We start from the raw sequence: 11,880 nt of genomic DNA, 5'->3' as shown, positions 1-11,880 counted from the left end.
CGTTCTGACATTCCTTGCCTCAAAACGGAATAGGTCGTTTTTAACAAACAGAAGAATGTAAAACTTCTTCTTACATTCCAGTGCATTACATATACGCAAACAATTCCCGCTGCTCTATTTTCTCACTTTTACCCGGTGTAACGGGCCAAAAATGGCGCGGTTATACTGCCTTGGGTTTGCGCAACATCATGTGGCTTGCCTTCGGCCACAATGCGCCCACCCTTGTTGCCGGCCCCCGGTCCCAGATCAATAACCCAATCACTCCGCGCAACCAGCCGCATATCATGCTCTGCAACAATAACCGTATTGCCCGCCTGCACCAGTTCGTGCAGATGCTCCATCAATCTGTCTGCATCAAACGGATGCAACCCTGTCGTAGGTTCATCCAGCACGTATAGGGTGTGACCGCGCCGCTGTTTTTGCAACTCCGTTGCCAGTTTGATCCGCTGCGCCTCCCCGCCAGACAATTCTGTTGCGGGTTGGCCCAGTGTAAGGTGCCCAAGGCCGCCACGTTGCAATGTGGTCAGAATTTGCGCAGGCCCGGCATCCTCCGCCAAAAAAAGACAGGCTTCATCAACCGTCATGGCTAAAAGTTCGGCAATAGAACGGTCTTTGTAGGTTACTTCCAGTATTTCCGGTTTATAGCGCTTGCCGCGGCAAGTGGGGCATGGCGCATACACACTGGGCAGGAACAGAAGCTCCACCATGGTCGCCCCCGCTCCCTCGCACGTAGGGCAACGCCCTTTGGGCAAATTAAACGAAAAATACCCGGCATCATAACCGCGTTCCTGTGCCAGTTCCGTTCTGGCGTAAAGCTTACGAATAATATCAAACAAGCCTGTATAGGTAGCAAGGTTGGAGCGTGGTGTGCGGCCAATAGGTTTTTGGTCAATCACCACAAGTCGGCGCAGGCACTCCCCTCCCCCCGCAATAAGGCCCTGTGGCTCCCCTTCCACGGAATGGTTCAGAAGATCACTGCCCTCCTCCTCCGTCCAAACCGGTGTTTGCCCGAGCGCTCTGGCCACAACACTTGTTAGCACCTGGCTCACCAATGATGATTTACCTGACCCTGACACTCCGGTCACGGACACCAGCACCCCCAGCGGGAACGATACATTCAGATTATGCAGGTTGTTCCATTGGATCTGTTGCAAATGGAGCCAGCCCGTCGGTTGTCCGGGCGTATGACGTGCCATAGTTTTCGTAGCAAACACATAATCTTTTGTGTGAGAGGTTGTAACATCCTTCAGCCCGGCCAGCGGACCTGAGTAAAGAATTGTTCCCCCACGCGTGCCTGCCTGCGGCCCCACATCCACCACCCATTGCGCATGGCGGACAATGTCCAGATTATGCTCCACAAGAAAGAGCGAGTTCCCTGCCCCTTGCAGCCGTCTTAATGCTGTGAGCAGAGCCTGTGTATCTGCCGGATGCAGGCCAGCCGATGGCTCATCCAGCACATACACCACCCCAAACAGATTGGAGTGAATTTGCGTGCCAAGCCGCAGGCGCTGGTATTCCCCGGGGGAAAGGGTCTGAACACTGCGGTCCATCTGAAGGTAACCAAGCCCCAGCCCCTCCAGCACTCCTATGCGGGCAATCATATCCGCCACAATGCGTTCAGCCGCTATGGCAGTTGCGCTGGCTTGCGGCTGAACGTCCACCACGCTGCGCAATGTTGCGGCAATGACCTCCAGCGGCAAGGCGGTCATTGCCGCAATGCTGTAGCCCCCGAATGTGACACTCAGAGCATCGGCATTAAGGCGTAATCCTTGGCAGGATGGACACTCCGCTGCAGTCATGAACGCCTCTACCCGTCGGCGCATCATGGCACTTTGCGAGTGCGCAAAAGTCTGCAGGATATAACGTCGCGCACCGGTAAATGTGCCTTGGTAAGCAGGTTCTAGCCCTTGCGCCATGGCCTGCCTGACCTGCGCATGCGTTAGTCCGGGATAAACCGGATAAGTTGGTGTTTCCTCCGTAAAAAGGATCCAGTCCCGTGTTTTTTTTGGCAGATCGCGCCAAGGGATATCAACATTAACCCCTTTTGTAATCAGAATATCCCGTAAATTCTGGCCCTGCCATGCCGTAGGCCATGATGCCACGGCACGTTGGCGGATGGTCAGGGAAGGGTCAGGCACCATCCGGGCTTCTGTAACATCGTGAATACGCCCTAACCCGTGGCACTGCTGGCAGGCCCCCATAGGTGTATTGGGCGAAAATGATTCCGCTTCCAGCCGGGCAAGCCCCGGCGGGTAAACCCCTGCGCGCGAATACAACATGCGCAAAAGGTTGGAGAGAGTGGTCAGGCTACCAACCGAGGAACGACCGGAGCTGCCACCACGCTGCTGCTGAAGGGCTATGGCCGGAGGCAAACCGTCCACCACATCCACATCCGGCACAGGCATCTGCTGGAATAGACGGCGCGCATAGGGCGAAACAGATTCCAGGTAACGTCGCTGCGCCTCTGCGTAAAGCGTACCAAACGCAAGCGAAGATTTGCCCGAGCCAGAAAGCCCGGTAAACACGACCAGACTATCCCGCGGAATATCGACATTCACATTTTGCAAATTATGTTCACGGGCACCACGCACATGAACATAACCATCATCCCGGTCTTGTCCTGTTTTTTTCTGCTCGTTCACACTGTTCATTACAACCCGACTAAATTGTTCTCAGGCGTTAAGTTCCGGGTCCCTGAACCTCCGGTTCGCCAGCACAGGCAATACTGCACGTGTTGCACGAATGCGCTCATTGTCCACGTTGGCAAAGAGCAGATCAGGTTCACTCCCTGCGCGCACCACAGCAACTCCCATTGGGTCAACCAGCATACTGCACCCTATATTCCGGGGACCACACTCCCCCACAGCAGCCACGTAGCAGGTATTTTCCAACGCACGGGCTGTTACCATAACCTCCCAGTGCCACTCCTTGCCCGGCCCACGGACCCACGCAGCCGGTACGCTCAGTACATCCGCCCCACGCACCACAAGCGAACGCGCAACCTCGGGGAAGCGAACGTCATAACAGGTCATCAACCCCACGCGCACATCTCCGATCTGCACAATGGGGGGGAGTTCCGTGCCCGGTACGTAATCGCGGGATTCCTTCATGTTAAAGGCATCGTAAAGATGGAGTTTGCGGTAACAGGCCACCACTCCGGTCGCATTGATAACAATCTGGCAATTATGCGTCAGCACTGGTTGAGCCGGTGTGGCAATGCAGCAGATAAGGCTCAGGTTTGTACCTGCGAGCGCCTTAACCAAACCGTTAACAAAAGGACCATCCAAGGGCTGCGCCGTCCGTACGGTAATACCGGGATCATTCATGTCCGCAGCAATAATGCTTTCTGGCAAAATAAGTAGTTCCGCGCCACCAGCTATGGCCCGGTCTATAAGCGACAGACATTGATCAAGGTTTAGCTTCCATTCCGGAGCAACGGCAAACTGTCCCAAGGCGACTTTCATCCGGATGTTCCTTTCAGGCAAAAGCATGTAGCAAAACTGTTTTATATCATTGGATTCATAATAACATGCTTGAGATTATGCGCAAAAAAACAGACTATTAGCTCGCCTTTATGGTTTGCTTTTAAGGCGCATCAAACGCTGCCATTGCCCCGGTGAACAACCATACTGCCGCTGGAAAGCCGCGCTAAAATGACTGACATTGCTGTAACCCAGTTCCATGGCGGTTTCTGTTACATTGTGATCTTGCAATAGCTGGCAGGCACGCTCCATGCGGTGCGCCTGATACAGCGCAAAAGGTGCGCAGCCAAACCGCTCCCTGAACAGTTCCTTAAAGCGCGTCAGGCTCATCCCACTCAAAGCGGCTAACTGATTAATGGTTGGAGCATGGTCAAACCGCGCAAGGAGCGCCTGTTTTGCGGCGTTAAGACCCTCTGCTGTATCCTCCGTCCAGCGGGTGGCATGTTCTTTATCTTGCGCAAAAGCATAGCCTACAACGGTCATGGCCAATCCATACCCGACCAATGCATCCGCAGGGGTCGTTTTAAACGATGCGCGAGACGCCACAAGTAAAGAACTGAACAACTGTCTGGCTGTTCGCAAAACAGGGTCCTGAACACCCACTGACCGAACTGCAAGACCTGATGGCGCCGCCATGCTCATCTGGTCCAGTAACCGTGTAGGAATATGGATTTCAAGTGCGGAAAATTCAGCACTATTCTCAAACGTAAACGATTCAGGCGATGTATTGGCAAGAATAAGATCGCTGGCTGCAAAAGAATACGTTTTGCCACCAGCGCTCATGCTACATGAGCCAGATAAGATAACAGTGCAGCGGGTAGTTAAGCCCGGTTCATCAAAATATCCCCTGATTTGACCGGCATGCGCTGCCACAAAACCGCTTGTCCATACCCCGCCGGGAAAACCACGCGAATGTGGATAAAGCAGGGATGTGCCAACAACGTGCTCCGGGTGGAGCCGATGCACCTGAGTGGAAGTGACTTCTGCCGTCAAAACAAGGTCTTTCCTGTCCGATTGGGGTGTACAGGCTAATCCGGGTAGCGTGTATAATAAGAATTATTATCATCTTGAAGTATGAAAGAAAACCTCTCTCTTGCAAGGTACAGGATTACGCCTCGTATGTGGAATGCGGGTTCCCTTACACTTGTCTGCACAGCCTTGACCGTGTTTCCCTTAACCGGATGGGCTGCAACCGAACGAACAACCTCATGTGCTCATCCCTCCACCAAAGTGGAGCAGAACTCCACCTGCCCGCCCGATAAGGAGCATGTCACCGTAAGAGGCAAACGGGCAGGATTTACTACCCCCACCAGTGCCACCCATCTGTCTGCTCAGGATATGCAGGCTTACCGGATGCAAACTTTGGGCGACATAGCCGAACGTGTTCCCAACCTTTCCTTCACCAACACAACACCAAACAACCCGGTGCTTATGGTACGTGGGCTGGGTGGAACAGAAGATGAAGGGCCCGTCCTTTATACGCCCACACTTATAGATGGTGTGCCAATGCCCAGTTTTGCAATGGGGCAAATGTTTGACTTCAGTAATGTGGATGTCTTGCGTGGACCACAATTAACAGAGGGGATTAATGCTTTTAGCGGCATGGTTTCCGCCCAGTCCCGCGATCCTGGAAAACAAATGGCTGGAGCTTTGGATTTTGAATACGGAACAGGTAATCGCAAACGTGCAACATTCTCGGGCGATATGCCAATTAATGCATCGACCAGTCTTCGCCTCTCCGTAGGGGGAGAAACTGCTGATGGATATATTCATAACCGCACTCTCGACCGGCATGATACAGGTGGCTGGCATGGATGGTTTGGCCGCATCAAACTCCTCCACACAGATAGTCATGGAGGAGAATGGCGGTTTAGCCTGCATCATATGCTAAACCACGGCGGCAATGATTATTTTGAAACACCTGAACATGCCCGCAACCATGTCTCCTACAACACATCGGCCGGGGTAAACGATACAGAATACCTTCTGGGATCTGCGCAGTACCATCGTCGCTTTAACCAACATATGCTTCTGGATGTCACATTTGGCGGAGCATCGACTGACTGGCGTTACAGCAATCCATATTCCGTTTTTTCGGCTAACTCCGGCTTTACGCTCCCCACCCGACAAATTGGTGGTTCGGTTATGCTTTCCGGCTCTGCTGGAACACTGGACTGGAAAGGAGGAATTTACGGCCAACAGATCAAACGCTGGGCACCATATGATTTTGATATGTCGCCTTATTATGCAAGCCGGACAACCGCCACACTCGGCACGACCAATGTTGTTTTTATGGGCGAACTGGGCTGGCATTTTGCATCAAACTGGCGGCTAGCCCCATCCTTGCGCATTGAACATGTAGACAGCAGCATCAGCCACTGGACCAGTGCCATGAGTGGTTCGGTGCCGTTAGCTTATAACATGCAGGAAAGTCTGCCACGCCAGACACTTTCCAAAACAGCCCCCCTGCCCGGCCTTAAATTAGAATATAATCCTAGGTCCACTAACAGTTTAAGTCAGTTTGGCTGGCTTAGTTACACCCGTTCTTTTCTACCCCCCCAACTATAGTCCTTATGGTTCTTACGCCAGCACGGTTGCACAGCCATATGCTCCAAGCTACGGCAACAACCTGGAAATCGGGTACAGACTAGGCCAACCCAGCGGAAAATGGTCTGTAGAAGCCATTGGTTTTGCTAACTTTTTATCCAACCTCCAAGTATCTGCCACAAATGGCGCAGGAGAATCCCTGATTGGTACGGCGCAATCCGCACACTCGCGCGGGATGGAAGCAACTGCCCGCTGGAAACCGATGGATACTCTGCAGTTCAGTGCTTTTCTTGGATTAACGTATGCTGCGTATGACCATTTTGTATTTGGAGGAACAGATTACAACGGCAAGCAGATGGCAGGAACACCCCGCAGCAACTTCGGTTTTTCGGGCGAGTGGCATCCATTCCCCGGATGGATGGTTAATGCCAGCGTTGTCCGGCGTGGACACACAACGCTTTACCCCAGCAGCGCGGTACAAAATGCCCCATATGTGCTTGTTGATGCTCAGATAGAAAAACGCTGGGCACACTGGAACGTCGCACTCTACGGGCACAATCTGGCTGATGCCGGTTATTTTACCCGTGGATTATCCGGTGGGTATGTTGTGGCTGCCAATCCACGCCAGCTTGGCTTCCGTGTGGGTGTGAATTTTTAGTTATGCTCAATCGCAAACATCCCTCGCTTACGGCTGCAGAACATATGTTTGGAACAAAACAGATGCTATGCAAACGTTTGTTGTCCATTAGTCTTATGTACTGCGCACAAGGTATTCCCGCAGGTCTGGCATTCAATGCATTCTCGACCATTCTGCGCCATAGCGGCACATCATTAGCTCACATTGGCTTAACAGGACTTCTGTTTCTGCCATGGGCCTTAAAATTTTTATGGTCAGGCATGGCCGATAATGCCGGCAAACAATGGGGCTACGGTCGCCTTGCATTATGGACGCATATGACTGCGATCCTGGTATGTCTGCTGCTAGCTTTTATGCCTCCTGCGCAAAACTTTCCAATCGTGTTAGGCGGTATTCTTCTGCTCAACACAATTTTTGCTACACAGGATATTTTTACAAATGCCTGCGCTGTTTCCCATATGCAAGGACGCTATGCAGGTCTAGCCAACGCCTTACAGGTCATTACCTTTCTGTTAGGCATGGTCGTTGGCGGTGCTGGCTCTCTACTAATCTATGAGCGCACAGGTTGGGGTGGCGTTATGCTCTGCATGGCTTGTGAACTCTTTATACTCTGGCTGTTTCTTCTGCCATTACGGACCTGCGTGGAACCTTGCCTGAGCAATAAACAACGCACCCCCTCCACACTTATTGCTCTTTTTAATCAACCGGGTTTTTTATGGGCAATTCTTATTGCAGTAACCTTCAAATTTTCTGGTTCCGCTATGGCCATTATGCTCCAGCCATGGTTAATTGACCGTTCATTTTCCATTACCTTTTGCGGAACACTTCAGATGTCCAACATCATATGGAGTGCTCTTGGAGGAGCAGTTATTGGCTTTCCCGCAGTCCGGTTGATGGGCAGCCGCCGTGCTGTCCTTTACCTCGCTGGGCCTTCGGTCACACTCCTTGGCTGTTTATGGTTTTTGCAAACCATGGAACTGGCAAACCATACTATTTTATACGCCATTCTCGGGTTGGAAAACTTTGTTGATGGCGGATTTTACGTATCCATCTGGGCCCTGCTGATGAACTGGTCTTCAGCTGAACGACCAGGCACAGACTACAGTTTTTTGCAGTGTGGAGAAAGCCTGACCAATGTTCTGGCAGGGCTATCCATGCCACCCCTGGCAGCGATTGTCGGTTATGAAGGCATTTTTCTGATTGTGTGGGGCATCGGTGCAGGACTGCTTTTACTACTTGCATTGGCGACCAGAAAACTGCGCCCTTACACCTAACAACAAACACATCACATACACACCTGAGAGCAGGAGAGCGATATTTATGAAAATCTTAAATTTACAGACCCAGGCGACTGACCTGTCTGTTATTGACATTAACAAGCAGACTGAAGCGGTCTCTACTACGGGTTTAAAAATGCTTTTTCCATTTGGCTTACATGATGTGGGACTTTTACGGTTCAAAGGTTCCACACCTTGGGAAGAACACCCCAATGATGAATTTCTGCTTGTTGTAGAAGGAAAGACAACCCTTACCCTCCGAACATCGGAAGGCGAAACCTCAGGCACGGCAAGCAAAGGGGATGTTCTTGTTGTCCCCGGCAAAACCTGGCACAGGCAGGATGCACCAGAGGCTGTTACATTAATGTTTATTACAAACCATAATGGTAACCGCCACAAGATAGTTACTGAATAACCTGATGTTGACCAACCTTTTAACAGGTTGGTCAACCCCACTCCTCCTGTGCCAGAAGCGACCAAACAATCAGGTTAAAAGCTTACCAGCTATACCCTATGCTTGCCTGCGCATTACGCCGCTCGCCGTAATAGCAATACCCTCCAACTGCACCATCGGCATAGCAATTGGCTATATAACCTTTATCAAACAGATTTCTCACATTGGCGGAAACCTTCCAGCCATGGAGTGAGCTGGATATATTAGACAGGTCATAAGAGACAGACGCATCAAAGAGTGCATACTGCGGCAACCATACGCTGCCATCCTGCAGTTCTCCACCATAGGTTTTGGCTGAGTAACGCATACCACCGCCAAACCCAAAACTTTTCAAACGTCCGGATGGAATAGTGTAGAATGCAAACAGAGAAGCATTCCCCTTACCCGACTGAACAAGCGGTTTTCCTGTTGAATCATCCTTGATTTTTTGCACACTCACCGCTGCGGTCAACATCAGATTATGAAATGGCTCCGCATGAGCTTCAAACTCAAAACCATCTGAATGTACAAGACCACTTTGTGTATATTGCCCAACAGCGCCTGTATCCACCAGAACATTACTCTGTTCAATATGGAAGCCTGCGGCAGTCAACAGAAGAGACGTACCCGGTAGCTGATACTTAAGCCCACCTTCAAGCTGTTTCCCAATCGAGGGATCGGCCATGTGTGTGCTCAAACCGTCTGCACTCACAACATTCCCGACCTGCGGCTGAAAAGATGTCGCGTAACTGATATACGGTGCAAGACCAAAATCAAAATGATAAAGGCCAGAAGCGCGCCACGTAATCTGGCTGGAACGTTGCTGGTCATTCGTCCCGGCAATATATTGGATCCGATGCGCATGAAACCAGTCATTTCGGATGCTGCCAGTCAGAACAAAACGATGCCAGCGGATCTCATCTTGCGCATAAACACCAATCTGCTGTGAGTCAGTACGATAATTTTCATATGGCACCATGTCGGGCATGGTCATGTGGTAATCGGGGTGCAATACATCCATATCCGGTGCAGAACCATCACCTGCTCCTATGATCTCATTATCTTTGGAGTGCTGCTGCTGGTAATCAAACCCGAACATAAGATTATGTTGCAACGGACCTGTGCGAACATGCCCTTTAAACTGGCTATCAAACGCCAGATTATGGTTATGTTCGTGCGCACCAAAAGCACTGCGGGATAACATATGACCACTGGTCATATCCTCGCTATCGTAATAGCCGTTGTTATATGCACTCCGATACGTTGTCATAATATCGTCGTAACGACCGCGCGTGCTAAAGCTCCAGTCTTCATTAAAACGATGGTTAAAGATGTAGGTAATAGCTCCCTGCCTGCGGTTATATTTTTCAAAAGGCACGTCACCGTCATAAAAATTGCGTGGTAGAAAACCAAACGTTCCACGCCTGTATGACCCGACAAGTGGCACACCTCCGTATGAGCCATTTTCCGGGTCATACTGGTAATTACCAAGCAGGGTCAGAGTTGTTGGTCCATCTCCACCAAACGTAAAGGCCGGACTAATGCTAAAGCGTCTGTTACCTGTGCGGGCAAGCTGCGTGTGCTGGCCATTTACCGTGCCATACAGCCTGTAGCGGACAAGACCATTATCTGTTGCGAAGCCTCCAACATCTGCATCAACTCGGTAAAGGTCAAACATGCCTCCAGTTGTACCGACATCTCCATAAAATTTTTGATCGGTTGGCAGCTTGCTCGACAGAGCCGTTAAACCACCCGGACTGGACTGCCCATACAGGGCAGAAGCAGGACCTTTAAGAAGTTCAACCCGATCAAGGCGGAAAGTATCTGTTTGGGCGACGGCAAAGCCCGTTGGACTATCCTGGAGCTTCAGCCCATCCAAAAACGTGGGGACAGTAAAGCCACGCACATCGAACAGATCATAACGTGTGCCCTCACCACCACGGGTATCTGATGTAACACCAGCGGCGTAACGCACGGCCTGATTAAGGCTCAACACGCCTCGCAGGTCCATCTCTTCGCGACTGATTACGGTAACCGACTGTGCAGTTTCGACCAGTGGCGTGTTGGATTTTGTTGCAGACGACGCCATGGTTGATGACTTATGACCACGCACCTCAACCTGTTCATCCTGAATAGCACGGGCATTGGCTTTACTTGCTGTGACTTGCCCCGCAGCAACCGTGCCTGAACGCTGATTATCATCCGCTTTTTTCTCCTGTTCGGCTGCCAGAGCAACATCACTGAGAACAAACGAGAAAAAAGCCGTATAAAAAATTCTGCTGCGCTTCATACCCAACTCACTTCATTACCGGCTTCTCCTGCCGGAGGGCAGCTATCGGTATTCATGTTAATAATGATACTTAATTGCGGTCGTAGCCATATTCGAAAAGCGCTTCAAGCGACGGACCTGCCATTGGCCCAAAAGCAATAAAATTCCGCCTGAACGCAAAAAAAACCGCCTGCCGAATATTGGCAAGCGGGTCTAATAGGCCAAATGACAGGCCAGTTTCTCTAGGCATACCAAAACCACCGCAGTGGCTCTGGTATGGTTATGCGCTATTCCGTACGCGTCTGGTGTTGAGAACTAAGTCGCAACTTCCGAGGTGCCACACCGAATGTACGATGAAACATCGTACTAAAACTGCCCGCATTATCGTAGCCAAGATCAAACGCGACCTCGGCTATGGACTGGCCCGTGGCAATCCGGGATGCAGCTTCCACAACCCTGACCCTGCGCCGCCACGCAGCAAAGCCCATTCCCATTTCCTGCTGGAAAAGACGCGTAAAGGTGCGCCGGGCCATGCCCGCTTCCCTCGCCCAGTAATCTATATCGTGGCAATCTCCCGGCTGGGCGATTATTGCTTCGCACACACGTCGCAATCTGGGATCGGATGGAAAAAAAAGCCTGTCAGCAATACGGGGAGCGCGCTCAATTTCATCCACCAAAAGCCGCGCTATGGCCGACATGCGCTCATCCATGGCAAAGTGGAATGTCATGGCGATAATTTCATCTACAAGGCCGCGTATAAGGGAGGAGGCATCGAACATCTTGCAGGCCAGTTGTTCGGTGCCCTTAAAACCTTCCTCCACATACACAACCTGAAAAACCAAATCCGTACGACAGGTCGCCTGATGGACCGTTTTGGCAGGAATCCACATGGCCTGCCCCGGACCCAACACAAAACTTGCATCCTGCGTATTAACCGTCACGCTGCCAGAAAGAAAAATGGAGAGTTGTGCCCGGTCATGCATATGCAGACCATCAACAAAACCACCCATATAACAATCAGCAAAACCCACAACAGGAGGGGGATGGCGTGGAAGATCTGCCGTACGTTTCATGCGACTTGAATCCAGTCCATTCTGTATCAACATTGTCCAATGAACTGCCCTGAACCAACTGGACATTGATTATCACAGATAAGACGGGACCTGATCAAGCGCGTTCTAGCTGATGCCGTGAAGAAACCCAATCGCCTTGATGGATATAATATCGCACCGCCA

At 51.1% G+C, this 11,880-nt stretch carries 10 protein-coding genes; 4 read left to right on the top strand and 6 right to left on the bottom strand.

Features of this window, described 5'->3' with window-relative positions:
- Nucleotides 1–128 precede the first annotated feature (128 nt).
- The 3 genes from Absy_RS02460 to Absy_RS02450 all read right to left on the bottom strand — a co-directional run bounded on the left by Absy_RS02460 (nucleotide 129) and on the right by Absy_RS02450 (nucleotide 4,475).
- Complete coding sequence (locus Absy_RS02460) at nucleotides 129–2,651, bottom strand: excinuclease ABC subunit UvrA (RefSeq protein WP_048853149.1); 2,523 nt, start codon at nucleotides 2,649–2,651, stop codon at nucleotides 129–131.
- 21 nt (nucleotides 2,652–2,672) lie between these two features.
- A complete protein-coding gene (locus Absy_RS02455; protein WP_048853148.1) occupies nucleotides 2,673–3,464 on the bottom strand; it encodes a deaminated glutathione amidase in 792 nt (263 codons plus the stop codon).
- A 108-nt stretch (nucleotides 3,465–3,572) separates the two neighbouring features.
- The gene (locus tag Absy_RS02450) at nucleotides 3,573–4,475 is read right to left on the bottom strand and encodes a helix-turn-helix domain-containing protein (protein ID WP_052945685.1); all 903 of its coding nucleotides are present in this window, start codon (nucleotides 4,473–4,475) and stop codon (nucleotides 3,573–3,575) included.
- Nucleotides 4,476–4,601: 126 nt separating this feature from the next.
- Here Absy_RS02450 and Absy_RS02445 point away from each other — a divergent pair, with 126 nt between their 5' ends.
- The 4 genes from Absy_RS02445 to Absy_RS02435 all read left to right on the top strand — a co-directional run bounded on the left by Absy_RS02445 (nucleotide 4,602) and on the right by Absy_RS02435 (nucleotide 8,358).
- Nucleotides 4,602–6,050, top strand: a complete 1,449-nt coding sequence (locus tag Absy_RS02445; protein ID WP_052945684.1) for a TonB-dependent receptor — start codon at nucleotides 4,602–4,604, stop codon at nucleotides 6,048–6,050.
- A complete protein-coding gene (locus Absy_RS12590; protein ID WP_052945683.1) occupies nucleotides 6,004–6,687 on the top strand; it encodes a TonB-dependent receptor domain-containing protein in 684 nt (227 codons plus the stop codon). Before Absy_RS02445 ends, Absy_RS12590 begins: the two co-directional genes overlap by 47 nt.
- A gap of 62 nt (nucleotides 6,688–6,749) precedes the next feature.
- A complete protein-coding gene (locus Absy_RS02440) occupies nucleotides 6,750–7,940 on the top strand; it encodes an MFS transporter (protein ID WP_048853194.1) in 1,191 nt (396 codons plus the stop codon).
- Between the two features lie 46 nt (nucleotides 7,941–7,986).
- Nucleotides 7,987–8,358, top strand: coding sequence for a cupin domain-containing protein (locus Absy_RS02435; RefSeq protein WP_048853147.1), 372 nt, complete (start codon nucleotides 7,987–7,989; stop codon nucleotides 8,356–8,358).
- A gap of 82 nt (nucleotides 8,359–8,440) precedes the next feature.
- Here the strand turns inward: Absy_RS02435 and Absy_RS02430 are convergent, their stop codons facing one another.
- From Absy_RS02430 to Absy_RS02420, 3 genes are all read right to left on the bottom strand, one after another.
- Nucleotides 8,441–10,666 (bottom strand): TonB-dependent siderophore receptor, encoded by a 2,226-nt coding sequence (locus tag Absy_RS02430; protein ID WP_048853146.1) that lies wholly within the window; start codon nucleotides 10,664–10,666, stop codon nucleotides 8,441–8,443.
- 70 nt (nucleotides 10,667–10,736) lie between these two features.
- The gene (locus Absy_RS02425) at nucleotides 10,737–10,895 is read right to left on the bottom strand and encodes a hypothetical protein (protein WP_158319836.1); all 159 of its coding nucleotides are present in this window, start codon (nucleotides 10,893–10,895) and stop codon (nucleotides 10,737–10,739) included.
- Nucleotides 10,896–10,932: 37 nt separating this feature from the next.
- Nucleotides 10,933–11,718, bottom strand: coding sequence for an AraC family transcriptional regulator (locus Absy_RS02420; RefSeq protein WP_048853145.1), 786 nt, complete (start codon nucleotides 11,716–11,718; stop codon nucleotides 10,933–10,935).
- Nucleotides 11,719–11,880 lie beyond the last annotated feature (162 nt).

This window comes from Acetobacter syzygii, assembly GCF_000964225.1.
GTDB classification, from domain to species: Bacteria; Pseudomonadota; Alphaproteobacteria; order Acetobacterales; family Acetobacteraceae; genus Acetobacter; species Acetobacter syzygii.
This window is presented reverse-complemented; position numbering and strand designations above follow the sequence as displayed.